The sequence below is a fragment of the Motilimonas cestriensis genome (assembly GCF_021295315.1).
In the GTDB taxonomy this organism is placed as follows: Bacteria; Pseudomonadota; Gammaproteobacteria; order Enterobacterales; family CBDFNC01; genus Motilimonas; species Motilimonas cestriensis.
Window position 1 is genome coordinate 1 of record NZ_JAIMJA010000034.1, and the last position, 25,640, is coordinate 25,640.

Sequence of the window (25,640 nt, forward strand, 5' to 3'; positions counted from 1 at the left end):
GCTCTCGTACCAGTGCAATGGCATCAAGTTTGAATTCTTTTGAATAGGTTTTACGTGTTGTCATTTCAATCTCCAGTTAAATCAATTATGTCTTAACTGGGTTAGTCGTATCAATTAAACCACGTCACTTGTTTAGCCTATAAATGGGTGCTCATAACGCTTCGCTTTTGCCAATAAAAACGAAGCTGTGTAGCCATACACAACTGTTTTGAATATTTATAACCGAACTTATTTAGCTGCGTCATCGATAACTATTAAGCAAAATCAAGTCGTTTTGCGGTGTTTCAACCGAGTTTAAAACACCGTATAATCCGCACTCTGTTAATCCCCATAGCATACCAGCAGCCGTATTTAACGGCCTGTGAGAAGTTGAATGAATTCAAAAGATATACGAAAAGAAACGCTTGAACTCAATAAATTAAACAAGCGTCTACGCAGAAATGTAGGCAATGCCATTGTTGATTATAATATGATCGAAGAAAACGATGTGGTAATGGCATGCATTAGTGGCGGTAAAGACTCATTCGCAATGCTGGATATATTGTTGGCTTTACAAAAATCTGCGCCGATTAAATTTGAAGTTATTGCCGTTAATTTGGATCAAAAACAGCCAGGCTTCCCAGAGCATATTCTACCTGAATACTTTGATAGCCTAGATATTCCATACTACATTGTCGATAAAGATACCTATTCTGTGGTCAAAGAGAAAGTTGCAGCAGGCAAAACAACCTGCGGTCTTTGTTCTCGTTTACGTCGCGGTACTTTGTATTCATTTGCTGAGCGTATTGGCGCTACTAAAATTGCATTAGGTCATCACCTCGATGATATTGTTGAAACACTGTTTCTAAATATGTTTCATGGGGCTCGCTTAAAAGCCATGCCACCCAAGTTGCGTTCGGATGATGGTCGAAACGTGGTGATCCGGCCATTAACTTATTGCCGCGAATCGGATCTGATCACTTATGCTGAGCATAAAAATTTCCCAATCATTCCGTGCAACTTATGTGGGTCACAAGAGAATCTACAGCGTCAAAATATTAAAGCTATGCTGGTTGAATGGGATAAAAAGACACCGGGTCGGGTAGAAAGCATTTTTAAGTCCATTCAAAATGTAAGTCCGAGTCAACTGGCGGATAAGAACTTGTTTGATTTTGCTCACTTGCCTATCGACCGAGAGCAAGATAGAAAAGAGTACGCATTTGAAGAAGCCGTGGTTTCATCATCTAATATTGACGAGTCATTATTTATTGATGTCACTAATCTCTGATCGCTCTAATAAAAAAGGTCAGTTTTAATTAACTGACCTTTTTTTAAACCACTAACTAGGGACTATTGACTCAAAGGCGAGACATAATCATGAGGTTTAAGAGCCAGCAAATCACAGTTTAAACTGTCAATTAAGTGCTCTGCTGTATTCCCTATCAATGCGGCACTTAAGCCCGTTCGACCCACCGTGCCAAGCACCACTAATTCAGCATTGAGCTCTTGCGCAACCTGTGGAATAACATCTTCGGCGAGTCCTTCAATAACATGCTGCCTTTCAAGTGGGATGCCATGTTTTTCACCATGCTCTCGAAGCATTTGTTGATGACGCTCTTTAATCGCATCGCTATATTCCACTGGATTAAAATCAGGTAGCTCAAGGGCGATGGTCATAGGGGTGCTAGGGTAGGCGTTGACTAAACTAACTTGAGCGTTAATCATTTTTGCAAGATCTAAAGCTTCATGGGTAATTTTGTCGTTTAATGCGAGGTGCTCATCGTCTTCCGCAGTAGCATTTATGGCGGCCAAAATAGTGCCCTTTTCTGGCCAATCTTGGCTTTTAACCAATAGTAATGGCTCTGGGCATTTGCGTAATAAATGCCAATCTGTTGGCGTGAAAATCACTGCTTGAAGCTTAGGGTGATGATGTGTTCCTTTTACGACGAGATCATGACCGTAGTCTAAGGTTTCCTGAATGATGCTTTCAAAAGGGCGGTTATGCCAAATAACCTTAGTGTCTATTAAAAGGCCTTGATTACGATAGGGAGCGGCAAGTTCATCTAACCAAGCTGTTTGTTGAGCGATAACACTTGACCGCATGGCTTCTCTCTCTTCGAGAGAAAGCATGGTGGTCATTTCAAATGAAAAATCATAAACCGAAAGAAAAAGCTTTAATTTCGCATTCTCTTCTTTTTGGCAGATGTAGGCTGCTCGCGATAACGCAGCCTGCTCCTCTCTTGTGGGATCAATAACAACTAAAATATTGCGAAATTTAACCATGGAAACCCTCCGGTTCACTTGATATATAATGTCACGTACTTAGTATAAATCTAGCCTAAAATAATGACTTATGGCGAGATAAGGATCAATTATTTGGCTTTTAAATAAGTTATTCAGCTTTTATTGCGCCCGCGACCTCTGCAAGTTGTGCATGATCGATAATCGTAATGTATTTACCTTTTACGGCAATCATTTCACTCTTTTGAAAACGCCCCAGCAGTCGACTGATGGTTTCGACCGTTAGGCCAAGATAATTACCAATATCGCCACGTGTCATTGACAAGCGGAATTCTCGTGGCGAGAAACCGCGCTCAGAAAATCGTTGTGAAAGACTATAGATAAACGCGCCAAGCCGCTCTTCAGCATTTTTCTTTGACAGCAGCAAAATCATTTCTTGATCGCCAACTATCTCGTTACTCATCATGCGCATGATTTGCTGACGCAATTTAGGCATTTGACCAGATAAGTCATCTAATGTTTCGTAAGGGATCTCACAAATCATCGACGTTTCTAATGCTTGCGCAAAGCTTGGATGCATACCCGTGTTGATTGCATCAAAGCCCACGAGATCACCTGCTAGGTGAAAGCCTGTGATTTGCTCATCACCTTGTTCTGTAATGGTGTAAGATTTAACCGTACCAGAGCGAATGGCATACAAAGCGCGCATATCTTCGCCTGCTTTATAAAGCTCTTCACCTTTTTGAATCGGCTTCTTACGTTCAATGATATTGTCTAATTGGTCAAGCTCTGTTTCGTTTAAACTAACTGGAATACAAAGTTGACTAATACTGCAGTCTTGGCAATGAATTTCACAGCCACCGGATTGGACTCTTTTTACGCCTTTACTATCGGACTTCATAATTACCCGAAATCTCCACTTGATATATATCAATATTGTAACATTTATTGGTCGAATTCATATAGCCAATAAGATTTAAGATTCTGTGACAGACCGTATAAAAGACGGCTAAAGTAACGAAAATTGGGATATATAGTTTTAAAACTCAATGCGTTGGTTTTGCCTATTGCAGATAGTGCATTTGACTTAATGCAATGTAACCCGTGTGAACGGCATAGATTGCGAGCATTGCACTGCCAGTCCATCGAAACCAAAGAGAGTTGAGTAGGCTTTTTAAATAATTAGAAAATAAACCCAAGCTAAACATGGCTGGGAAGGTGCCTAGGGCAAAACCCGCCATAATTAATCCGCCTTGTAGTGCGTTGCCACTCACTGCTGCCCATGAAAGGCTAGAATAAACTAAGCCACAAGGCAGCCAACCCCAAACCATGCCAAAAGGTAACGCCATTAAAGGGTGCTTAATGGGCATTAAGCGTGAGGCTAAGGGCTGTATAAAGCGCCAAAAATACTGGCCTAATGCCTCAATTTTTTGCAGCCCTTGCCACACCTTACTGATATAAAGCGCCAGTAACAGCATCATTATTGCGGAAAGTAAACGCAGCCAAAGCAATGCTGATTTTATCTCAAAAAACTGACTTAATGCGGCTGCGCCTCCTGCAATAACCATTCCCGCCACGATATAACTGATCCCCCGGCCAAGGTTATAAAATAGTATGGCCAAAAGCTGGCGACCTGGGCGTTGTTTCTGTTCAATAGAGAAGGTCATGGCACTGGCAACACCACCGCACATAGCAAGGCAATGACCAGCACCAAGTAAGCCAATGAATACAGCAGCGTAAAAATCAGTCATTATTGGGCTTATCTTACTCAGGTGTCTTGGTTTTTTTTGCTGCGTTTTCTACCGAGGGCTGGTCTTCATCAAACAAAATGTTAACCCCTTCACGGTCGAGGTCTTCAAATTGGTCTGACTTGACCGCCCAAAAAAACAAGGCTATCGCAATCGAGACAAATAAAATGGCGATAGGGATCAAAATAAAGATAATGCTCATTTTTTTAACAGCCTTAGTGAATTAGAAACGACGACCACAGAGCTTAACGACATTCCCAATGCTGCAATATAAGGCGGTACGTGCCCCGTCGCAGCTAGAGGTAAAATAAGTAAGTTATAGCCTAATGATAAGCCTAAGTTTTCACGTATTATAGTGCGTGTTTTAATGGCTAAACTGCGTGCTTGCGCGAGTTTATTTAAAGAGTCGCCTAATAAAATGACATCTGCTGAGTTCTTTGCCACATCAGTGCCACTGCCGATGGCGACTGAAACGTGAGCTTGGGACAATACTGGGGCATCATTAATGCCGTCTCCCACCATTAACGTAATGCTACCTTGCTGCTGGAAACCCTGTACAGCTTGCAGTTTTTGCGCGGGGGTAACGCCAGAAATAACTTGGCTAATATGCAGTTTTTCGGCCACCGCTTGAGCTTGATAAGAGCCATCACCCGTTAGCATTGTGGTTTTAAGATTTGCTTGGTGGAACTGTGCTAAACATGCTTGTGCATCATCGCGAAGGGCATCATCTAGCTCAAAAATAGCCACTAATTCTGCGTCTATCGTCAGCATGATCACGAGAAGCCGACTCTCAATAGGGCTCGTTTGTTGGCAAAATTCAGGGTTGCCTAATCGCAGTGTTTTACCTTGATATTGCCCTGTTAAACCCTCACCGGGTAAATTAGTCACAGCATCAACACTGACTTTATCTTGCTTAAAGGGATGAAATGCTCGGCCGATGGGGTGCTCAGAGTGATGCTCTAATGCGCTGGCAAGGCCTAAGACTTGTTCTTGGTTAAGCGCGCCATACAAATGGGTTGCAACCACGCTAAATTTACCTTGGGTAAGCGTCCCCGTCTTGTCAAAAATAAAATGATCGGCCTTAGCTAACGTTTCAAGTACGTGGTTCTTACGAATTAATACTCCTAAACGATTTAAACTGGCGGTAGCACAGGTTAATGCAGTTGGTGTAGCCAGACCTAAAGCACAAGGGCAGGTGGCGACTAATACCGATAAAGTGATCCAAAAAGCATGTTCAGGCGCGATAAACATCCAACTGGTATAGGTGACTGCAGAAACAATCAACAGCGCACCGACAAAATAGCGCGAAACTAAGTCAGCGATAACTTGAATATGGGGTTTTTCGGCTTGTGCTAAGTCTTGTAAACGAATGATGTCGGCAATTAATGTACTTTGACCTGTCTCTTTTACTTTAACCGTTAACGGGCTTTCCAGGTTGATGGTGCCGGCATAAACAACAGCGGCATCCTGTTTAAGTACCGGAATATGCTCTCCCGTTAGCATCGATTCTTCGATGGTCGATTTACCCTCAATAATAATACCATCAGCGGGAATGGTTTCACCGGGTTTAACTAGCACGACTTGGCCACTTTGCAATAACTTAGCAGGAACATGTTGCAGTTCCTCACCTTCCTTAAGCCACGCCATTTTGGGCATTAGTTTAGCGAGGTTATTACCACTTTCCGATGCTTTACGCCGTGCTCGTAATTCAAGCATACGACCAATGAGCAAAAAGAAAGTAAACATAGAGATGGACTCAAAAAACACTTCCCCAGTACCCACAATTGTGGCGTAGGTTGACGCGATATAGGCGCCAAGCAAGGCAATTGAAACTGGAATATCCATGCCTAATGTGCGGTTTCGGATATTGCGCAAGGCATTAAAGTAGAACGGCTGGGCACTATAAAGCAAAACAGGCGTAGCCATGATCAAACTGACCCAGCGGAAATATTGGCGAAATTGTTCTTCCATACCCGTAAATAAGTCGGCATAAAGCGCAACCGCAAACATCATAACTTGCATGGTGGCAATGCCCGCCAACCCGATGCGTTTCATGTAGGACTTTACTTGTTCACGGTACTGTTTCTCTTGGTCATCCGCCTGAAAAGGGTGAGCGCGGTATCCCACCGTGGCAATGGCTTTTAATATATCACTGAGTTTTAGCTGGTTGGGATCCCAGCGAATAATGGCGCGATGTAGCGTCGTATTCACATTAATAAAAGCTAAGCCGGGGAGCACGCGAAGCTGTTTTTCGATTAGCCAAGCACAAGCTGCACATGTAATACCATCAATCGACACCATCACTTCTTGCAAGTCTTTATTATGGGCCACAAAATCGTTCTGAATCTCTTCAAGATCATATAAGTCCAGTGCTTGAAGGGCACTTGGAATTAACTGATCGGCTTTTTGGGCCGGCTCAGTGCGGTGGGTATAATAAGATGATAAACCGCTTTTGAGGATGGTTTCAGCCACAGCTGCACAACCGGGGCAACACATGGCCTTAGACTCACCATCGAATGAAACGCTAAAGTGGCTGTTTTCAGGTACGGGTTCACCACAATGAAAACAGCCTAATGGGTTACTGGTTGCCATCTAACGTAACCTTCCCCGTAGGAAATTCAATATCTTCTTGTACCCGCCAACTGCCATCGAATGGCTCAATTCGCGTTGCCCATTTACCATCAATAGCTTGGTCTAAATCAAAGCGATAAACGCCTGAGGCATCGGCCGATAACATTAAGTTAAAATCATTCTCAGCAAGTGTGGCATGGTAAAAACTCAGTTTTAGTACCTGTCCTGGTTGATATTGTCCGCCATTAAAAGAAATAAGGCCCGATGTGCCATCAAGTGTCAGATCGAGTGAAATCCCTAATTTAACGGCTTGCTCTAACTTAGACATATCAGCATGAATTGCCTTGCCCGTTTTAAAATGGTCTTCGGCAACCAAATCAACTTTATTATTATGGGCAATGAAAACTGTCGAAATACCAGCGATGACAGCGGAAAGAGGCAAGAGGATTATGAGCCACACGGGGGCTTGTTGATACCATTTATTTTTCACCAAGATACTCCTTAAGTTGGACTTCAGGAGTGTAACAAAAAGGCAAAAAAAAACCCCGAAAATTCGGGGTTTTGAGCAAGAATTAATGTTTATTCTTTTTCGTTTGAAAGAGAGTAAACAAAGGCTGCAATAATGTGCACTTTATCCTCACCTAAAATATCTTTCCATGCTGGCATGACACCATTACGGCCATGTAAAAGAGTGGCTTCTACATCTTTACGGCTGCCACCATATAACCAAATATTATCGGTTAAATTAGGCGCGCCTAAAGCTTGCATCCCTTTACCATCTGCGCCGTGACACCCCATACAAGTGCCGAACAATTCTTTACCTTTTTGGGCTTCAATGGCGTTCACTTTACGACCGCTAAGGCTAAGCACATAAGATGTTAGGTTAGTTAAACCTTCTTTATCTAATTGCTCTTCGCTCAGTAGACCACGAATTGGCATATTACCTTTACGGCCTTCCATTAGCGTTGTCTTAATGATGTCGCCCGTGCCGCCGTATAACCAATCGTTATCCGTTAGGTTAGGGAAGCCTTTCGCGCCACGAGCATCAGAGCCATGACATTGAGCACAGTTTTGCAAAAACAAACGCTGACCCACTTTTACCGCTTCAGTATTATTTGCCACTTCTTCAACTGGCAAATATTGACCTTGGGCATCATGAGTTAGGCTTTTAAATACTTCACCGTACAATTCATCTGCTTTGTTCATCTCACGTTGGTATTGTGAGCTAGATGTTTCAGCGCGTTCAATCGAATCTTGTTTAGAAGCGATATCTTGATCCGCACTGGTCCAGTTAAGTAAACCGTTACCAAAGCCACCAAAAGAAGGGAACATTAATACGTAAATCAACGACCCGACGATAGTGAAAATAAACAAGCCAACCCACCATTTAGGTAAGCCAGTGTTTAGTTCTTCGATACCATCGAAGGAGTGCCCCATGGACTCACCTTCTTCAACACCCATTTTGTCTTTTGCACACCAATACAAAAGAACTGCACAACCAATAATCACAATAAAAGTGATAACGGTTATCCAAATACTCCAAAAAGTACTCATTATAAATTCGCTCCTGCGTTTTTATTGTCGGCACTTGGCTTATTGGCAAACTTTTCATCATCAGCAAACACCAGGTTTGCTGCTTCATCAAAAGAAGACTTGCGCTTATTGCTATAAGCCCAGGCGATAATGCCAATAAAGATTACAATTAAAAATCCGGTATATAAGCCACTGAATGTTCCGTAATCCATATTAACCACCTTTATTTAAGTGCATGACCAAGAGACTGAAGGTAAGCAATTAAGGCATCCATTTCTGTTTTACCTTTAACTGCATCTGAGGCTGCAGCGATATCTTGTGCAGAATACAATGGGATTTCATTCCCTTGTTCATCAAGATGCCAGCTACCTTTCGTCAACATATTGAAGACTTCCATCTTCTTAGCGGTCAATTGGCCATCTAATTGATTTTTCTCTAACCAAGGAAAACCAGGCATATTAGATTCAGGCACGACCGAACGAGGATCGATTAAGTGAGCTCGATGCCAATCATCCGAGTAACGTTGACCCACGCGTGCTAGGTCAGGACCGGTACGCTTAGAGCCCCACAGGAATGGATGCTCCCAAACGTGCTCACCAGCCACACTGTAGTGACCATAGCGCTCTGTTTCACTGCGAAACGGACGGATCATTTGGCTGTGACAAACACTACAACCTTCACGGATGTAGATATCACGGCCTTCAAGCTCAAGCGCACTGTAAGGGCGCAGGCCTTCGATTGGCTGAGTGGTTTCTTTTTGGAAAATAAGCGGTGTAATTTCCGCTAGGCCACCAAAGCTGATTGCAATAACAATCAAAATAGCCATTAAGCCAATATTTTTTTCGACTTTTTCATGTTTCATTATGGCTACTCCTTAGGCTGGTTGCGGTACAGGCTGCAAAGAGCCTTTAGGTGCAACAATCGTTTTATAAGCGTTGTATGCCATAAGCAACATGCCCGATAAGAAGATAGCGCCGCCTAAGAAACGAACGAAATAGAACGGGTAAGAGGCTTGTAGTGATTCAACAAAACTATAAGTCAACGTACCGTCAGCGTTAACTGCACGCCACATTAGGCCTTGCATTACACCCGAGATCCACATTGCTACAATGTAAAGTACCGTACCTACCGTTGCTAACCAGAAATGCACATTCACTAACTTAGTGCTATACATGCTGCCTTGGCCAAATAGGTTAGGGATCAAGTGATAAACCGCACCAATTGACACCATGGCAACCCAGCCTAGTGCACCGGAGTGTACGTGACCAATTGTCCAATCGGTGTAGTGAGAAAGGGCATTAACCGTCTTAATTGCCATCATCGGGCCTTCGAACGTAGACATACCGTAGAAAGACAGTGAAACAATCAGGAAACGTAAGATAGGGTCATAACGCAGTTTATGCCATGCACCCGATAACGTCATAATACCATTGATCATACCACCCCAAGATGGAGCAAATAGAATCAAAGACATTACCATGCCTAGAGACTGAGCCCAGTCAGGTAACGCTGTGTAGTGCAAGTGGTGCGGACCGGCCCAGATATAAACTGAGGTTAACGCCCAAAAATGCACAATCGATAAACGGTATGAATAAACCGGACGACCAGCTTGTTTTGGTACAAAGTAATACATCATACCCAAGAAGCCAGCGGTCAGTAGGAAACCTACGGCATTATGGCCATACCACCACTGCACCATGGCGTCTACTGCACCAGCGTACACGGAGTAAGACTTCATCATCGCTACAGGCACTGCCGCACTGTTAACTATGTGAAGTACTGCTACTGTGATGATAAATGCGCCAAAGAACCAGTTGGCAACATAGATGTGGGATGTCTTACGTTTGACGACCGTGCCAAAGAACACCACCGCATACATCACCCAAACAACCGCGATAAGAATATCGATAGGCCATTCAAGCTCGGCATACTCTTTACTCGTGGTGTAACCCATAGGTAAAGTGATGGCAGCCAATAAGATCACTAATTGCCAGCCCCAGAACACAACTTGTGCCAGTGGACCACCAAACAATCTTGTTTGACAGGTACGTTGTACCACGTAAAAGGAGGTTGCCATCAAAGCACAGACACCGAAAGCAAAAATTACGGCATTTGTGTGAAGAGGGCGTAAACGGCTATAAGTTAGCCAAGGGGTCTCGAAGTTTAATGCTGGCCAAATTAATTGGGCTGCAATTAACACACCGAGACTCATGCCAACGATACCCCAGATGATAGTCATCACGGTAAATTGGCGTACAACTGCGTAGTTGTAGTCAGGTTGAGTTTCTATATGGCTTGTCATTTTATTATGCTTCCGCTGCTGTCCATTGTTACCACGTAAATTAAAAAGTTATTCACGAAACAATTAGCAAATATGTGCCTTACATTAAAACTGGCTACCCGGCACTTTGTCAAAGTTAAGGAGTTTTAAAAACACGATATTCGGTGCGAATTCTACTGCAGAAAGCGATACAATGACAGTCAGAGTGAGGCTAAATTGTTAATGGCGAACAAATTTGTTAACTATATCTGCCCAAGAAAGCAGCAATTGATTAAAACCTACACAAAATAGGGTTAATAGGAAGTTATCTGACATGAAGTTAGAGTTAAAAAGAGTCATGCAAATTGTGTTTGTGTTGGTGGTTTTAAGCATCGCCTTCTCATACAGAACATACCAAGGGGCTAATCAAGAGGAACGTACTGACTCATCACCTTCAGACTTTGATGAATCAACTTTATGTGATTTTGCAAAGGGTTGTAACGTTAACTTAACGAAGCTAAGTGGTGAGGTCAGTATTCAATCAGAGCCTGACGCACAGGTACTAGCAGAAACGCCGCTACCTCTATCGCTGACTCTGCCAGCTGGCGTAAATATCGACAAAGCAGTGCTAGTGGGAAAAGATATGTTTATGGGGACCATTCCCCTTATTTTTGAGAAAAATAACTCAAATCACCTTTGGCAAGGAGAACTTTTGTTGGGCGCATGTATTAACGAGAGTATGATCTGGCAAATGACCCTTGGTCTGAGCCAAGGTGATGTAACGGAGGAGGTCAACTTTGATTTTGAAATGCATAATCACTACTGAGCGATTATTTATTATTGGCTAACCAAGTTTCTAGCTTGACCATTCCTTCCGCTAAGCTAACTTTTGGCTGATAAGCAAAATCTGTTTTTGCCGGGCTGATATCAAACCAATGAGCTGTAGACAACTGCCGAGCCACAAAGCGAGTCATTACGGGCTCTTGTTTAATCCCGAGCAAGCCATAAGCCCCTTCAAGGAACAGGCCAAGCGAATAAGCTACGCCAGCTGGGACACGTTTGGATACAGGCGCTAAATGAGCCGCAGACAAGATACCATTTAGCATGGCTGCCATCGTTACAGGCTCATCATTACTGATAAAATAAGCTTTTCCTGCACATTTAGCTTCGCTTTCTAATTCACAGGCCGCTTGATAGTGGGCTAGGGCTGCATTATCTATATAAACGGTATCCACTAACTTATCTTGTTTACCCACCAACGCTAATCGACCTTGTTTGGCTTTGCTGATCACCCTAGGGACCAAATGGGGATCGCCAGGTCCCCAAATTAAGTGGGGCCTTAAACTAGTTGTCTTTAATTCAAACCCATTGGCTGCTAACACCATTTTTTCAGCGGCTATCTTGGTTGAAGTATAATGATTGAGAGGATGAGCGCTGTAAGGCGTAGATTCGTTGACGCCATTTTCGTCTTGGCCTGAGAAAATAACACTGGGTGTACTGGTGTAAATCAGACGCGGGATGCCAAGATCAAAACAAACTTCAAGCACATGTTTTGTACCGGTGATATTGCTGGCGATGTAGTCAGCTTCCGCGCCCCAAACACCCGCTTTAGAAGCAACATGAAACACGGTGTCACAGCCTTGAGCGGCATTTTCAATGGCTTGATAGTCAATTAAGTCACCTTTAAATATGACCACGCCAAGGGCCGATAGTTCAGCGTTATCACGGCGGATCAAAGCATGCACTTTGATCCCTTTGCTGATCAGTAGTTTGGTTAAGGCAAGGCCAAGAAACCCGCCGGCACCAGTGACTAACACTGTTTTCATTGTTTATTCACCTGATTTATAGACACAAGTGGCTTTTGGTCAGTTTGTTGTTGCGCCCAAACGGCTAGTTTTTCACGAAATATTTTTGCATTGTGTCTAACATCCACCGGGAAGTTCGGGTGCACGAAGAAATCTTTAATCAACTTAGTATGCGAATGTTGCATGCCGATTAACGCTAATTCCCTAAATAAAATTTCATTATCTTCGGCTGTAGTAGCGTTCTTTTTAAGCTCAACACAAAGCACAGGGCGTTTAACCCCATCACACGTCACACCTACTAAAGCAGTACGATTCACCAAAGGATGTAGATTAAAAATCCGTTCACAACAGAGCGTGTACAGCTCTGTTTTTGCTAAAGTGACGCGGTGACCTTTTCGACCACACATCCATAACCGTCCAAGGGAGTCCAAGTAGCCGACATCGCCCATTCGGTGATAAAACCCGCCTTGTATTTCATCTTGTATTTTTGCTAATGCTGTTGCTTGTTCACGCTCAAAATAACGCGGTGAAACAACCGGACCCTTAACACATATTTCACCAATTTCACCGGGCTCAGCAAGCTGCACCAATCCCATTCGCTCAACTTCTAGGTCGCTAATTTTAATGATCTTGATGTCGATATCAGCTACTGGAAAACCTACACAAATGCCACCACCTTGGTCGGTGCTATGTTGAGTGTCACTAAGCAGCTCGTGGCTGCCAATTTTACTCACGGGTAACGATTCAGTTGCGCCGTAAGAGGTCCATACTTGAGTCGTTTCGTTTAGTAATTGCTCAAAGCGTGCGATTGAAGCGGGAGTGGCAGGTGCGCCAGCGGAGATCACGCGTTTTAACGTACTTAATTTAAGGTTGTTTTGCGTTGCTGCGCGGCCAAGCACATCCATTAAGGCTGGATTAGCAAATAAATTAGTGCATTTATAACGCTCGATGGCGGCAAAAATATATTCTGGCTGTGCCTTAATCGGATTGCTGGCGTCCATATTAGGAATGATTGACGCCATGCCTAAGGCGGGACCAAATAGTGCAAACAATGGGAAAGTGGCTAAATCTCGCTCGCCTGGCGTTATCTCATAATCATGTTTTAGTGCACTAATTTGAGCATTAAACATGCTATGGCTATATACTACGCCTTTTGGCACGCCCGTGCTGCCACTGGTAAATAGTATGGCCGCCATGGCGTTAGGTTTAAGAGTAACCGATTCAAAAGCGAGATCTTGCTTTACCTTCTGCTTTAATTTACTCAGCCGAGAGCAATAGCCTAATTGTCCAACAGTAATGTTCAAACGAAGTGTTTTCTTACCCCAGCCAAATAATACACGTGCGACATGCGCCTTATCGATACCGATAAACACATCAGGTTTGGCTTCTTCAAAACATTGTTTTAAATTTTTAATTCCCATTCCAGGATCAACAAAAATCGGAATAGCGCCAAGCCGAAACAGGGCAAAAGTAAGGGCAAAAAAATCCACACTTGGGCTAACCATCAGCACCACTTTATCGCCAGCATTAACCCCTTTGTGGTGTAGCGCCCAAGCACATAGATTGGCTTCGTCTTCTAATTGCACAAAGTTAAGCTCAGTATAATGAGCAACCCTGCCAAAAAAAGAATGAGTCTGAATGGCGATGGCCAGCGCGTGGGGTTGCTGGCTGGCCATTTCGGTTAAGTGATTGGCAATATTGGTGTGTATTACCAAGTCTTCTTGTGAATTTTTCTGTGTCTTAGTCACGACGGATAAATTCATTAATCAATGGGATGATGTCTTTGGCTGCGTCTTGTAACACATAATGGCCGCAATCTGGATATTCATGCACTTCAGCGTGTGGGAAGTGATGTTTCCATTGCGCTAAAAAGTGTTTATCAAACACGAAATCTTGCAAGCCAAAGCCTAAAAATACAGGAATATCAGCAAACTGGCTCAAGCTGGCTTCGATACTGCTGACTAGCTCGTATGCCTTATCGCCGGGCTCAAGTGGAATATCTTGTACAAAGCGCACCGTGGCGATGCGGTTTTGCCAGTTGTTATATGGCGCGACAAAAGCTTGGCGTACATCGGCAGGCATTGGCGCACGTTTTACGCCGATATAGGATGCTAGGGAGCTAAAAGCATTAAATCGACGGATCAAAAACTCGCCGATAGCGGTATTACGGCCCATAAACAAGCGTTTTGGTAGTTTTTTTGCCTTTGGCATATGAAAGGCTGCTGTATTAAGGGCAACAATTTTTTTAATCTGTTCTGGATGGCGAGCGGCGTAACCCATGCCAATCATGCCGCCCCAATCATGGACGACTAAAGTAATGTTTTTATTGATACCTAAATGTTGTAACAGAGCTTCTAAGTCATCGATACGAGATGTTAGAGTGTACTCATAGCGGTCGTCACCGGGTTTATCTGATAGCCCCATACCGATATGGTCAGGCACTATAGTTTGAAAGCTATCCCTTAGCTCGGCGACCAATTCTCGGTAATAATAACTCCAGCTGGGATTGCCGTGTACCATTACCACAGGATCGCCACTGCCTTCATTGATGTAGTGGTACTTTAGGCCGTTGCGGTCAAGGAAATTAGCTGGGTAGGGTGAGTAGTCTGCTGCTGTCTTCATTACCAAGTTAACCCCAACATCATACAATTTAAGCCACTGCCAATGCCAAGAAAGCCCACTTTATCACCCGCTTGCAAAAATCCTTGCTCATTGGCAAGTGCTGCGGTGGCAGGTAGCGAAACTGTGCCCATGTTGCCGAGTTTTTGATAACTCGGAAACTCTTTATCTTGGCTGATACTCAATGCCTCAAGCACATTTTTTCGGTTTGCCGAGCCCACTTGATGGCAAATAACTTTATTTATTTGCTCTGCTTGCCAACCAGCGTTATCTAAAAACTCAACCCATGTTTGTTGAGCTAATGCCACGCCATGTTTTAGTAATGAAACCGCGTCAGTGCGCATGTTTTCTTTAAACAGCCCTTTGGCCGTTTCTTCCATGCCCCAATAACACAAGTCGTAATGCTCGGGTGCACTTAAGGTCGTCGCTGATTCTAATTTGTGTTGTTGCTGGGTGTTAAGGTCAAACGAGCCATCGGTCAGTAATACCGCTACCGCACCTGAACCACCCGTTAAGGTGGCTAAACCAGCAGCAAAGTTTTGCATACTTGGATTCGCGACCATTTTTGCGATGGTAGTATCAACTATGTCTCTGGCAGATTCACACGACACCACTAATCCCGCCCGAATTTGGCCTAATTCAATGCGGTTAGCAATATCTAGCATACCACTGAGTACCCCTAAGCAAGCGTTGCTGATGTCATAAATACTGGCTTTATGGTTAACACCTAACTCTGATGCAATGCGGCAAGCGGTTGCAGGCTCATGTTGATCGCGGCACACGCCTGTATAAACCAAAGCGCCAATATCATCAGATGAAATGCCGGTTTCGCTTATCGCTTTTTTAGCCGCAGCTATCGCACCATCGCTCACCTTAGTATGAATTGGCCACCAACGACGCTCTTCAATGCCCGTTAACACGGCTAATTGGCCTTTGGGTATACGAAATTTATCGTAGATAGGCGCTAATCTGGTTTCTAAGCTTTCGCTAGAAACAGCAATTGGTGCGAGCTCATAAGCAATGCTATTAACGTAGACGTTGGAGTAATTCATCTGAGTGGATAAAGCCTTATCATAAATCGGTCGATAAAAAAAACGGCTCATTGGAACAAGAAAAAAAATAAGATGCAATGTTTTGTGCCGTTTAATGTCATGCAAATGGGCTTTCTTTGATTTATCGCTTAATAATTCATCACCTAAATATACCCAATCAACTTGAAGCAGAAGCGGAGATTGTTTATAACCCATGACTTCTATATTACAGGTGATGCAGTGAAAAGTATGCAAAGTAAAACTGAGGTTACGTTAAGTAAAGAGTTTCATTTTCCGGTGCAGATATATTATGAAGACACCGATTTTTCTGGGGTGGTTTATCATCCAAATTTTTTAAAATACTTTGAACGTGCGCGCGAGCATGTGATTGGCGCCGATATGTTGCAACAATTGTGGCAAGAGCAAGGCATAGGTTTTGCTGTTTACAAAACCAATATGGGGTGTTTCGACGGCGTAGAATTCGCCGACATTATCGATGTGCGTACGCGTTTTTATTTTGACGGCCCATACCGCTCAATTTGGTTGCAAGAGATATGGCGGCCAAACGGCACCAAAGCTGCGGTAACGGCAGAAATTGAAATGGTCTGCATGAACAAAGCCCGCAGCCTGTGTCCGTTACCACCAGAGGTGCTTGCCTTGTTGAGCCCACAAGAGCCGTCTGAACAAAGTTAACTGATTAATCCCATTCAACATATTCTAAAGATATGGGGTTGGCGTGATCTTGAGTAATGGCAAAGTGGACGTTAGGTTTTATGATAAACCATTGACTGTACATCTCGCGCATGGGGACGCGTTTGCGAAGTTTCATGCCACTTTTAGGATCAAACACCTCTTTTACATCAAAGATTCGCACGGGAACATGTCCATACTCGGTTAATAAATCTTTTGGGTCATGATCAACATTGATATCTGATAACTTCATCCTTAAACCACTGCCAATGGCTTTTGCGCTGGCTTCTTTAATTGTCCATAAATGGTAGAAAAAAGTTTGCCTGTCCTCTTTGGGTAACGAGTTCATTAATGCCACTTCACTCATCGAATAGTAATTTTCCGCAATGGCTAAATAATCTAATTCTTTATTGTGTACCTCTATGTCCAAACCAATCAGGGCTTTATGGAAGGCCACTGCAACATACGGATAACTATAAGAGAAACTAAACCGGGGTAAAACGAGGTTATTCAGGCGGTCTAATCGGCCTTGTAGAATGGCTTGTCCCATAGCATTGTTTTCGATGTGCCAATGCAAATGATTAATTTTTGGGTGCATCAATTTCAATGCATAGCGCAATAACATACGGCTAAGGAGTCGGGAATTATTCTTCTCAGGGTTTTTAGACTGGGAAAGCTCGGTAATTTCCTCTGCTGTGCACCATATTTTTGACAGCTCCATAAAGGCTTGCTCGGAAATTTTACTGATATCAGAGTAAATCACTTCAACTCTGGCGCGATCCAGATCATATTTTGACATTATTTGTCCCCTTGAAAACCCAAAAAATGGGTTTATTTTAATTCCACTTGTTCCGGCAGATTGTTTCGTTTGCTCGAGTCATGTAATCTGGCAGCGTTTTTAATATCAAATCATTTTCCTAAAGTTAACTTTAGCAAAGAAGCTGCAAACTCACTGTATTTGAGGAATAAATGGTAAATTATTGTTTCATCAACAGGTTTACTCATAAAGCATGACAGAAAAACGCCATGCTAATGCGACAACGACGCCAGAAATGCGAGAATTTATTCAGTCATCAGATCTGCCTGTTGCCAAACTTGCTCGTATTTTAAATATCAGTGAAGCCACGGTTCGTAAATGGAAAAAACGTGAAAACGTTAATGATGCGTCTAATATTCCCATAAAATTGAACACAACTCTCACTCCGGCGCAGGAATACGTAGTCGTACAGCTGAAATTGATTTTACAGTTTAGTCTCAATAAGTTGCTATTGGTGACTCAACAACATATCAATCCGCAAGTATCGCGTTCGGGTCTTGCTCGCTGCTTAAAACGCCATGGCGTGTCGCAGATAGATGAAACGGACACGCCTAAAGTCAGCACAGGCCAATTTGATCAGCTGCGCATTGGCGATGAAGCCGATCGGTGTCAGCACTTTTCCATCAACCATCAAACGTTAGCCCATGCCTTAGAGCTCACTGGTGATGCTAAGCAGCCTGTTGTACATGTCATGGCGCAGCCTGTTCCTGAGCAATATAACCAAGGTGAGACGCTTAATATGTTTGTGGCCAGTGACCCACAAAGTGATTGGGCCTATGTCGATATTTACAGCGATAGCGCAAAAGCCGCGTCCACTCGTTATATGAAATACGTTCTTCGTCATGCGCCATTCCACATGCGGCGTACATTGGCTGAAAATTACCATGTGTTTAAACAAAAGTTTGGCGATAAAACCATTTTTAATTAATGGTTTACGCTGCGTTTAAAGCACCAAATTAGAATGAGAAAACAAAGAGAAGCTTAATGTCGACAACATTGTTGAAATCAGAGTTGAAACCAGAACAAGACAGCAAATCACCCATTGCCATCGTTGGCATGGCATCCTTGTTTGCCGAATCGGCACATCTAGATGCTTACTGGGACCTGATCCGCAATAAAGTGGATGCGATCATTGATGTACCAGCAAGCCGTTGGCACATCGATGACTACTTTGACAGTGACAAAAGCTCACCGGACAAAGTTTACTGCCGCCGTGGTGGTTTTATCCCAGACATCGACTTTGATCCTATGGAGTATGGCCTGCCGCCGAATATTTTAGAGTTAACCGATACTTCGCAACTGTTGTCACTAGTGGTGGCCAAAGACGCATTAGCCGATGCCGGATTAAGTGACGCATCACCCGAGCTACGTAACAAGATTGGCGTGGTCCTCGGCGTGGGCGGTGGCCAAAAAATCAGCCACAGCTTAAATGCACGTTTGCACTATCCAGTGCTGAAAAAGGTTTTGCTTAATAGCGGTGTGAGTGAGGAAGATGCCTCGCTGGTGGTCGAAAAATTCAAAAGCCAATATGTCCACTGGGAAGAAAACTCATTTCCAGGCTCATTAGGCAATGTGATCGCCGGGCGGATCGCCAACCGTTTCGATTTAGGTGGCATGAACTGCGTGGTGGATGCCGCTTGTGCCGGCTCATTAGCCGCAACCAAAATGGCGTTATCAGAATTATGGGAAGGCCGTGCAGACGTGATGATCACCGGCGGCGTGTGTACCGATAACTCGCCGCAAATGTACATGAGCTTTTCCAAAACACCTGCCTTTACTGAAAACTCCGTGATCCAACCTTTTGATAAAGACTCTAAAGGCATGATGATCGGCGAGGGTATTGGCATGGTCGTGTTAAAACGCCTTGCTGACGCTGAGCGTGATGGCGACCGTATTTATGCCGTAGTGAAAGGAGTCGGCACGTCATCGGACGGCAAATTTAAGAGTATTTATGCGCCGCGTCCTGAAGGCCAAGCCAAAGCGTTAAATCGCGCTTATGCCGATGCCGGTTTTGCACCACATACCGTTGGCTTAATTGAAGCTCATGGCACTGGCACCGCGGCGGGAGATGTGGCGGAGTTTGAAGGGCTACGCCAAGTATTTAGTCAAGACAACCCCAACAAGCAGCACATTGCATTAGGTAGCGTCAAATCGCAGATTGGCCATACTAAATCTACAGCGGGCACGGCAGGGTTTATTAAAGCCGCACTGGCACTGCATCATAAGGTGCTACCGCCAACGATTAACGTCAATGAACCCAATCCCAAAATGGACTTGCCAAACACGCCGTTTTATTTAAGCACTGAAACGCGCCCTTGGATCAGCAATGGCACGCCGCGCCGTGCTGGTATTAGCTCATTTGGCTTTGGTGGCACCAATTATCACATGGCGCTTGAAGAATACACGCCAGAGCATCAAGCTGCGTATCGCATGCACCGGGTAGGCATTAGCCTTTTATTTAGTGCAACTAAGCCTGCTGAGCTCGTGGCAAAGGTTCGCCAAGTAGTGAGCCAATTTGAGTCTGGTGAGCTCACCGTCGCGGATTTACTTAATGACTACAGCGTTAAACCAGTTGCTGATGAATACGCCCGTTTCGGCGTTTGGCTTGACGCTAATGCGCCGATTCAAAAGCAGCTTGAGACAGCCCTCAGTAAACTAAACCAAAACAGTGCGTCGCCTTGGCAAGAGCAAAACTTGTTTTACCGACCTTCGGCCCAGGACGTGGCGGGCAAAGTGGTCGCGCTCTACAGTGGCCAAGGCGCTCAATATGTCAATATGGGCCAGTCATTAGCGCTGAACTATCCAGAGTATCGCAGCATCTTGAGTCAATTCGATGCCCTGTTAACGGAACAAAATCAAAGCCCATTATCGACAGTCGTAATGCCGATCCCGGTATTTACCCCAGCAGAAAAGAAAGCACAAACTGCCGCGCTGCAAAACACCCGCTTTGCCCAGCCTGCCATTGGTGCGTTAAGTTGGAGTTTGCATAAATTAATGCAAGGTGCGGGCTTTAACTCTGATTTCACCGCTGGCCACAGCTTTGGTGAGCTTACTGCGCTGGCGGCCAGTGAAGTGATCAGCGAAGACGATTATTTGAAACTGTGTGTCGCACGCGGCGCTGCTATGGCCAATACGCCAGCTGGGCAAGATTGCGGCGCCATGATGGCGGTGGTGTTTAAAGGCCTTGCGGGTGATGAGCTTATTGCTCGCGTCAAAGAGCTTGAGCAGTTGATTGAAAACAATGATGAGCTTTGGTTTGCCAACTTTAATTCGCCAACGCAAATTGTGGTAGCGGGTAGTAGCAAATCGATTGATGCGGCTGTCAGTACCTTGAAAGACTTAGGTATTAAAGGCGTTAAATTACCCGTATCAGCCGCGTTTCATACGCCACTGGTGGAATTTGCACAAGGGCCGTTTGCTGAAGCGATTGACAGCGTTAAATTCAACGCGCCAGTCAATACATTAACCGCCAATAGCAGCGGTAAAAACCACGCTAAAACGGGCGCTAAGATCAAGCAAAGTTTCAAAGAGCACATGTTGAGTTCGGTACGTTTCACCGACCAAATCAGCGAGATTTATCAGCAGGGCGGTCGCGTCTTTGTTGAGTTTGGACCAAAGAATGTCCTGACTCGTTTAGTGCAAGAAACATTAAGTGACAAAGAAGATGTGATTTGCATCGCCCTCAATGGCAGCAGCGATTGCAGCGATAAACAGCTGCAATTGGCACATCTACAACTTGCTGTGCTGGGCTTGCCTCTGACTGCGCTGGATAAATACGCCCTTGCGCCAAAGGCGGCCCCAAAAAAAGGCTCGCCGTTGAGCATTCGTTTAGGCGGGCAAAATTATCTCAGCGATGCAACCAAACAAAAAATGCAACAGGCTTTAACGCAAGGCCAAGTTAGCCAACCCGAGCCAAAAACCATTGAAGTGGTGAAACAGGTGGTAAAAGAAGTGATTAAAGAAGTGCCAGCCGCACCAAGTGCGCAATCAATTGAGCAAACGGCCCATATTCCTGCTATCAGCCCGATAGCCTCAGCCTTACTAGAGCAGCAGCAAACGTTGGCTGCTAATATGGCGCAGTTTCAGCAACAGCTGCAGCAACAGCAAAATCAAAGTATTGCGTTGCAGCAACAGTTTCTAGAGCAACAAGCCCAGCTGAATAATCGATTGTTAGACTCGTTATCTGGTATTGCCTCTAGCTCAAGTGCACCTGTTTCAGCGTCGCCGGTGCCACAGACCTCGGCCCCCGAGCAAGCGCCTGTTCAAGTAGCGACGGCTGTTAGCAATGAGCCAATTATGCCCAAGGCTTATCCTGTGATTACGCCTGTAGCTGAGCCCATTCTCACGCCAAGTGTGTCAGTGACACCAACCGTTAGCTTAAACGCCAGTGATGTTAACCAAACCATGTTAAATGTGGTGGCCGATAAAACCGGTTACCCAGCGAATATGCTTGAGCTAAGCATGGACATGGAAGCCGACTTAGGCATTGATTCCATCAAGCGTGTTGAGATCTTAGGCACAGTGCAAGATCAACTGCCCGATTTACCTGCGCTGAATCCAGAGGATTTAGCCGAGCTGCGCACCCTAGGTGAAATCGTCGCTTATATGCAGGCGCAACTAGGCGGTGTTGCTGTTGTTCAAGCGCCAACTGAAACTGCCCCTGCGACACTAAACTTAGAAACCATCAATGAAACCATGCTCGCCGTGGTGGCCGATAAAACCGGTTACCCAGCTAATATGCTTGAACTGAGCATGGACATGGAAGCCGATTTAGGCATCGATTCCATCAAACGGGTGGAAATCTTAGGCACAGTACAAGACCAACTGCCAAGCCTGCCCGCGCTTAATCCAGAAGACTTAGCCGAGCTGCGCACTTTAGGTGAAATCGTCGCTTACATGCAGGCACAACTAGGCGACGTGGCTGTTGTTCAAGCAGCGGCTGAAACAGCCCCAGCGACCCTCAGCCTCGAAACCATCAATCAAACCATGTTGGCCGTGGTGGCCGATAAGACTGGCTACCCAGCCAATATGCTTGAACTGAGCATGGACATGGAAGCCGATTTAGGCATAGATTCCATCAAACGCGTTGAAATTCTTGGCACAGTACAAGATCAACTGCCAAGCTTGCCCGCGCTGAATCCAGAAGATTTAGCCGAGCTGCGCACCTTAGGTGAAATCGTCACTTACATGCAGGCGCAATTAGGCGACGTGGCTGTTGTTCAAGCGGCGGTTGAAACAGCCCCAGCGACACTCAGCCTAGAAACCATCAATCAAACCATGCTTGCCGTGGTGGCCGATAAAACCGGTTACCCAGCCAATATGCTTGAGCTAAGCATGGACATGGAAGCCGATTTAGGTATCGATTCCATCAAACGCGTGGAAATCTTAGGCACAGTACAAGACCAACTGCCAAGCCTGCCAGCGCTTAATCCAGAAGATTTAGCCGAGCTGCGCACCTTAGGTGAGATTGTGGCTTATATGCAGGCGCAACTAGGTGATGTTGCACCTGCCTCTGCGCAGCCAAGCACCGATCTAAGCTTAGAAGCAATTAATGAAACCATGCTAAATGTGGTTGCCGATAAAACTGGCTACCCAGCTAATATGCTAGAGCTGAGTATGGACATGGAAGCGGATTTAGGTATCGACTCAATTAAGCGCGTGGAAATTCTTGGCACAGTGCAAGACCAACTGCCAGCATTACCGGCACTCAACCCAGAAGATTTAGCCGAGCTGCGCACCTTAGGTGAAATCGTGGCCTACATGCAGGCGAAGTTAGGCGAGGGCGAGCCGGCTCAACCACAAGCTAATGTAACAGATAACACCGACAAGGAGCAGACAAAGGTCCCTTTTCAATATGCCCTGATGAGCCCAGTAACTGCGCCAAAGCCAGTTAATGTTAAGACGCGTCAGGGTAAAGTGATTTTATTGACCGATGATGGCCATAACACTGGCATCATCGCGGAAAAACTATTAGCCAAAGGGTTAGTGCCCGTGGTGATTGGTTTTCCTAAATCATTAGTGAAAGCCAGCTCAGCATTAAACAGCAAAATTGAGCGCCGCGCGCTTGATGAAGTTAGCGAAGCCACAGTGGCCGCGTTTTGCCAAAATTTAATCGCCAGTTACCCTGAGCTACAAGGTTTTGTACACTTGCAACCAAACGACTTTAAAGTGGCAAAACATGAAGCGCAAAGCCAGCAGTTATTGGCGGCGGTGTTTTTATTCGCTAAAAACTTAAAAGCACAACTCGCCAAGCCTGAGCACTGTTTTATTACCGTGGCACGAGGAGATGGCGGTTTAGGTTATGCGTCTGGTTTAGCGAATACCGAGCTGATGCAAATGGGATTGTCAGGTTTATGTAAAACTTTAAAGCAGGAATGGCCGCAAACCTTGTGTCGCGCGCTGGATATCGCGCCCGGCATTGAAGGCAGTGAATTAGCAAGTCTGTTATTCGACGAGATCCTCGACAGTGACGTCGTGCTAAGTGAAGTAGCAATCAACTCAAAAGGCCGCTTTACCTTAGTGCCGCAAGCTAATACTGAGGTATCAGCTGAGCGTCAAACTGACTGCACGCCGACACCAGCAGATGTGTTTATTGTGAGTGGCGGCGCGAAAGGGGTGACTCATGCCTGTGTGCTTGAGCTAGCAAAACGCTATCAAGCTAAATTTGTTCTGCTCGGCCGCTCTGAGCCGATTACTATTCCTGCTTGGGCGCAAGGTTTAACTCAAGCTAACGAGTTGCAACAAGCGGCGTTAGGGTATTGCCAAGCGATTGGCGAAAAAGCTACGCCAGCCAGCTTGAAAAAGATGATCCAACCTATCTTGTCGCAGCTGGAAATTAACGCTGGTCTTGAAGCGATCAGCGCAGTCGGTGGATTAGCAGAATACGTTGCTGCCGATGTCACTGATACTGCAGCGATAGCGCGCGTAGTAGAACAAACTAAGATGACCTTAGGGCCGATCACCGGTTTGATCCACGGCGCCGGCGTATTGGCCGATGGCTTTATTGAGAACAAAAAACTCAGCGACTTTGAGCGCGTCCTTAACACTAAAGTAGCAGGTCTGCAGGCGCTATTAGCGGCTTTAGATGTAGCGAGTTTAAAACACATCGCGCTGTTTTCATCTGCTGCTGGGTTTTATGGCAATAAAGGCCAAGCCGATTACGCGATTGCCAATGAAATCCTTAACAAAACGGCATTGTCGTTAGCGCAGCAACATCCGCAAACGCGCGTGCTCAGTTTCAACTGGGGCCCTTGGGACGGTGGCATGGTTACGCCTGAGCTAAAACGTATGTTTGAGCAACGCGGCGTGTATGTGATCCCGATTGCTGGCGGTGCACAGTTATTTGCCGATCAAATCAGTTGCGGCGCATTAGCTAATGTACAAGTGCTAGTTGGCACCGATATGGCAGGTGAAGCACCTGAGTCAGGAGTTGATGCAGCAAAAAAGTCACAGGTGCAACAGCCAAGTAAGCGCTTGTTGCACGACAAAAATGTCAGCGCTAAAACCATAACGGTCGCGAATCATCCGTTTTTACTCGATCATCAGATTACTGGCGCGCCTGTGTTACCCACAGTGTTCGCCACCGGTTGGATGGTTGCTCAAGCCGAAACTTGGTTATCTGGCTTTACGGTCAGCGCGGTTGAAGATTACCGCTTGTTCAAAGGGGTGGTGCTGGCTAAGGCCGATGGCCAAGCTAAGTTAAGCTTAACGCTAGAGCTGATAAGTCAGTCGGATATTGAGTCTGTGATCGATGCGCGCATCAGCAGTGAGCAAAATGGTCGCACCGTGTTTCATTACGGCGCGCAGCTGCGCATGTTTGCCAAAGGCAGTAAGAGCGTTAAAGTCGAGCCGTTAAATGCTGAACTGCTTAGTTTAGCCAAGCAAGAAACGCCTGAGCCAATGGCAAGTAAGCCAACTTGGTATCAAGACGGCACCTTGTTTCATGGTCAGACCTTTCAAGGCTTAACAGCAAGCTTGCAAATGGATCAACATGGCGCGCTATTTAGTGCGCAGATCCCGGCGCCCGCGGCGAGTTATTTTGGCGATTTTGCCAATGCGAGCTGTGCATTATTAGCAGACGATCTGTTGTACCAAGCCATGTTGGTGTGGGCAAAAGAGCAACTTGATATGGCAAGTTTACCTGCTGCGGCGGCGCAAGTGACCTTTTATCAGCAACCAAAGGCCGATGAGCCATTATATCTGCAGCTAAACGTGGTCAAGCAAACGCGCACTGAATTGATTGCTGATGTTGCGCTTTATAATCAAGAAGGGCATCCGCTGGTGGTCATGAGCCAAGGTAAAGTGGTGTTAAGCCAAGCCTTAGGTCAAAAACAGGGCATGAATTAG

At 45.1% G+C, this 25,640-nt stretch carries 20 protein-coding genes and 1 pseudogene; 6 read left to right on the forward strand and 15 right to left on the reverse strand.

The window, feature by feature from the left end:
- Window positions 1-373 precede the first annotated feature (373 nt).
- Entirely contained in the window at window positions 374-1,267 is an 894-nt protein-coding gene (ttcA, locus tag K6Y31_RS20410) for a tRNA 2-thiocytidine(32) synthetase TtcA (protein ID WP_233054879.1), read from the forward strand.
- Between the two features lie 62 nt (window positions 1,268-1,329).
- Here the strand turns inward: ttcA and uspE are convergent, their stop codons facing one another.
- From uspE to ccoN, 10 genes are all read right to left on the reverse strand, one after another.
- Window positions 1,330-2,262 (reverse strand): universal stress protein UspE, encoded by a 933-nt coding sequence (gene uspE, locus K6Y31_RS20415; protein ID WP_233054880.1) that lies wholly within the window; start codon window positions 2,260-2,262, stop codon window positions 1,330-1,332.
- 109 nt (window positions 2,263-2,371) lie between these two features.
- A complete protein-coding gene (locus K6Y31_RS20420; RefSeq protein WP_233054881.1) occupies window positions 2,372-3,121 on the reverse strand; it encodes an FNR family transcription factor in 750 nt (249 codons plus the stop codon).
- Between the two features lie 163 nt (window positions 3,122-3,284).
- Window positions 3,285-3,971, reverse strand: coding sequence for a sulfite exporter TauE/SafE family protein (locus K6Y31_RS20425; RefSeq protein ID WP_233054882.1), 687 nt, complete (start codon window positions 3,969-3,971; stop codon window positions 3,285-3,287).
- 13 nt (window positions 3,972-3,984) lie between these two features.
- Window positions 3,985-4,170, reverse strand: coding sequence for a cbb3-type cytochrome oxidase assembly protein CcoS (gene ccoS, locus K6Y31_RS20430; RefSeq protein ID WP_233054883.1), 186 nt, complete (start codon window positions 4,168-4,170; stop codon window positions 3,985-3,987).
- Window positions 4,167-6,560: a heavy metal translocating P-type ATPase gene (locus K6Y31_RS20435; RefSeq protein WP_233054884.1), complete on the reverse strand. Its 2,394-nt coding sequence runs from the start codon at window positions 6,558-6,560 to the stop codon at window positions 4,167-4,169. The genes ccoS and K6Y31_RS20435 overlap by 4 nt, the downstream gene beginning before the upstream one ends.
- Window positions 6,547-7,029 carry a FixH family protein gene (locus tag K6Y31_RS20440; protein WP_233054885.1) on the reverse strand — a complete coding sequence of 161 codons (483 nt, stop codon included), beginning with the start codon at window positions 7,027-7,029 and terminating at the stop codon, window positions 6,547-6,549. Before K6Y31_RS20440 ends, K6Y31_RS20435 begins: the two co-directional genes overlap by 14 nt.
- An 89-nt stretch (window positions 7,030-7,118) precedes the next feature.
- Complete coding sequence (ccoP, locus tag K6Y31_RS20445; RefSeq protein WP_233054886.1) at window positions 7,119-8,093, reverse strand: cytochrome-c oxidase, cbb3-type subunit III; 975 nt, start codon at window positions 8,091-8,093, stop codon at window positions 7,119-7,121.
- Window positions 8,093-8,284, reverse strand: coding sequence for a cbb3-type cytochrome oxidase subunit 3 (locus K6Y31_RS20450; protein WP_233054887.1), 192 nt, complete (start codon window positions 8,282-8,284; stop codon window positions 8,093-8,095). Before K6Y31_RS20450 ends, ccoP begins: the two co-directional genes overlap by 1 nt.
- Before the next feature lie 11 nt (window positions 8,285-8,295).
- A complete protein-coding gene (ccoO, locus tag K6Y31_RS20455) occupies window positions 8,296-8,934 on the reverse strand; it encodes a cytochrome-c oxidase, cbb3-type subunit II (protein ID WP_233054888.1) in 639 nt (212 codons plus the stop codon).
- Between the two features lie 12 nt (window positions 8,935-8,946).
- Complete coding sequence (gene ccoN / locus K6Y31_RS20460) at window positions 8,947-10,374, reverse strand: cytochrome-c oxidase, cbb3-type subunit I (RefSeq protein WP_233054889.1); 1,428 nt, start codon at window positions 10,372-10,374, stop codon at window positions 8,947-8,949.
- 292 nt (window positions 10,375-10,666) lie between these two features.
- Here ccoN and K6Y31_RS20465 point away from each other — a divergent pair, with 292 nt between their 5' ends.
- Window positions 10,667-11,158: a hypothetical protein gene (locus K6Y31_RS20465; RefSeq protein WP_233054890.1), complete on the forward strand. Its 492-nt coding sequence runs from the start codon at window positions 10,667-10,669 to the stop codon at window positions 11,156-11,158.
- A 4-nt stretch (window positions 11,159-11,162) separates the two neighbouring features.
- Here K6Y31_RS20465 and K6Y31_RS20470 read toward each other — a convergent pair whose 3' ends face one another.
- From K6Y31_RS20470 to K6Y31_RS20485, 4 genes are read right to left on the reverse strand one after another with little or no spacing between them, the layout of a single operon-like run.
- Window positions 11,163-12,158 (reverse strand): NAD-dependent epimerase/dehydratase family protein, encoded by a 996-nt coding sequence (locus tag K6Y31_RS20470; protein WP_233054891.1) that lies wholly within the window; start codon window positions 12,156-12,158, stop codon window positions 11,163-11,165.
- Window positions 12,155-13,900: a fatty acid CoA ligase family protein gene (locus tag K6Y31_RS20475; protein WP_427901922.1), complete on the reverse strand. Its 1,746-nt coding sequence runs from the start codon at window positions 13,898-13,900 to the stop codon at window positions 12,155-12,157. Before K6Y31_RS20475 ends, K6Y31_RS20470 begins: the two co-directional genes overlap by 4 nt.
- Window positions 13,878-14,759 carry an alpha/beta fold hydrolase gene (locus K6Y31_RS20480; protein ID WP_233054893.1) on the reverse strand — a complete coding sequence of 294 codons (882 nt, stop codon included), beginning with the start codon at window positions 14,757-14,759 and terminating at the stop codon, window positions 13,878-13,880. The genes K6Y31_RS20475 and K6Y31_RS20480 overlap by 23 nt, the downstream gene beginning before the upstream one ends.
- A complete protein-coding gene (locus tag K6Y31_RS20485) occupies window positions 14,759-15,808 on the reverse strand; it encodes a 3-oxoacyl-ACP synthase III (RefSeq protein WP_233054894.1) in 1,050 nt (349 codons plus the stop codon). The genes K6Y31_RS20480 and K6Y31_RS20485 overlap by 1 nt, the downstream gene beginning before the upstream one ends.
- 228 nt (window positions 15,809-16,036) lie before the next feature.
- Here K6Y31_RS20485 and K6Y31_RS20490 point away from each other — a divergent pair, with 228 nt between their 5' ends.
- Window positions 16,037-16,480, forward strand: a complete 444-nt coding sequence (locus K6Y31_RS20490) for a thioesterase family protein (protein ID WP_233054904.1) — start codon at window positions 16,037-16,039, stop codon at window positions 16,478-16,480.
- Between the two features lie 4 nt (window positions 16,481-16,484).
- Here K6Y31_RS20490 and K6Y31_RS20495 read toward each other — a convergent pair whose 3' ends face one another.
- Window positions 16,485-17,276, reverse strand: a complete 792-nt coding sequence (locus K6Y31_RS20495) for a 4'-phosphopantetheinyl transferase family protein (RefSeq protein ID WP_233054895.1) — start codon at window positions 17,274-17,276, stop codon at window positions 16,485-16,487.
- 211 nt (window positions 17,277-17,487) lie between these two features.
- Here K6Y31_RS20495 and K6Y31_RS20500 point away from each other — a divergent pair, with 211 nt between their 5' ends.
- The 3 genes and pseudogenes from K6Y31_RS20500 to K6Y31_RS22545 all read left to right on the forward strand — a co-directional run bounded on the left by K6Y31_RS20500 (window position 17,488) and on the right by K6Y31_RS22545 (window position 25,640).
- Window positions 17,488-18,222 carry a transcriptional regulator gene (locus tag K6Y31_RS20500; protein ID WP_233054896.1) on the forward strand — a complete coding sequence of 245 codons (735 nt, stop codon included), beginning with the start codon at window positions 17,488-17,490 and terminating at the stop codon, window positions 18,220-18,222.
- A 56-nt stretch (window positions 18,223-18,278) separates the two neighbouring features.
- A pseudogene (locus K6Y31_RS22540) lies at window positions 18,279-21,281 on the forward strand (beta-ketoacyl synthase N-terminal-like domain-containing protein); the annotation flags it as partial.
- Complete coding sequence (locus K6Y31_RS22545) at window positions 21,258-25,640, forward strand: SDR family NAD(P)-dependent oxidoreductase (protein ID WP_427901924.1); 4,383 nt, start codon at window positions 21,258-21,260, stop codon at window positions 25,638-25,640. The pseudogene K6Y31_RS22540 and the gene K6Y31_RS22545, both read left to right, overlap by 24 nt.

Excerpts from the sequence above, each read along its gene's own strand:
- ttcA (WP_233054879.1), top strand. The coding sequence starts at position 374 with ATGAATTCAAAAGATATACGAAAAGAAACGCTTGAACTCAATAAATTA.
- uspE (WP_233054880.1), bottom strand. The coding sequence starts at position 2,262 with ATGGTTAAATTTCGCAATATTTTAGTTGTTATTGATCCCACAAGAGAG.
- K6Y31_RS20420 (WP_233054881.1), bottom strand. The coding sequence starts at position 3,121 with ATGAAGTCCGATAGTAAAGGCGTAAAAAGAGTCCAATCCGGTGGCTGT.
- K6Y31_RS20425 (WP_233054882.1), bottom strand. The coding sequence starts at position 3,971 with ATGACTGATTTTTACGCTGCTGTATTCATTGGCTTACTTGGTGCTGGT.
- ccoS (WP_233054883.1), bottom strand. The coding sequence starts at position 4,170 with ATGAGCATTATCTTTATTTTGATCCCTATCGCCATTTTATTTGTCTCG.
- K6Y31_RS20435 (WP_233054884.1), bottom strand. The coding sequence starts at position 6,560 with ATGGCAACCAGTAACCCATTAGGCTGTTTTCATTGTGGTGAACCCGTA.
- ccoP (WP_233054886.1), bottom strand. The coding sequence starts at position 8,093 with ATGAGTACTTTTTGGAGTATTTGGATAACCGTTATCACTTTTATTGTG.
- K6Y31_RS20450 (WP_233054887.1), bottom strand. The coding sequence starts at position 8,284 with ATGGATTACGGAACATTCAGTGGCTTATATACCGGATTTTTAATTGTA.
- ccoO (WP_233054888.1), bottom strand. The coding sequence starts at position 8,934 with ATGAAACATGAAAAAGTCGAAAAAAATATTGGCTTAATGGCTATTTTG.
- ccoN (WP_233054889.1), bottom strand. The coding sequence starts at position 10,374 with ATGACAAGCCATATAGAAACTCAACCTGACTACAACTACGCAGTTGTA.
- K6Y31_RS20465 (WP_233054890.1), top strand. The coding sequence starts at position 10,667 with ATGAAGTTAGAGTTAAAAAGAGTCATGCAAATTGTGTTTGTGTTGGTG.
- K6Y31_RS20470 (WP_233054891.1), bottom strand. The coding sequence starts at position 12,158 with ATGAAAACAGTGTTAGTCACTGGTGCCGGCGGGTTTCTTGGCCTTGCC.
- K6Y31_RS20475 (WP_427901922.1), bottom strand. The coding sequence starts at position 13,900 with ATGAATTTATCCGTCGTGACTAAGACACAGAAAAATTCACAAGAAGAC.
- K6Y31_RS20480 (WP_233054893.1), bottom strand. The coding sequence starts at position 14,759 with ATGAAGACAGCAGCAGACTACTCACCCTACCCAGCTAATTTCCTTGAC.
- K6Y31_RS20485 (WP_233054894.1), bottom strand. The coding sequence starts at position 15,808 with ATGAATTACTCCAACGTCTACGTTAATAGCATTGCTTATGAGCTCGCA.
- K6Y31_RS20490 (WP_233054904.1), top strand. The coding sequence starts at position 16,037 with ATGCAAAGTAAAACTGAGGTTACGTTAAGTAAAGAGTTTCATTTTCCG.
- K6Y31_RS20495 (WP_233054895.1), bottom strand. The coding sequence starts at position 17,276 with ATGTCAAAATATGATCTGGATCGCGCCAGAGTTGAAGTGATTTACTCT.
- K6Y31_RS20500 (WP_233054896.1), top strand. The coding sequence starts at position 17,488 with ATGACAGAAAAACGCCATGCTAATGCGACAACGACGCCAGAAATGCGA.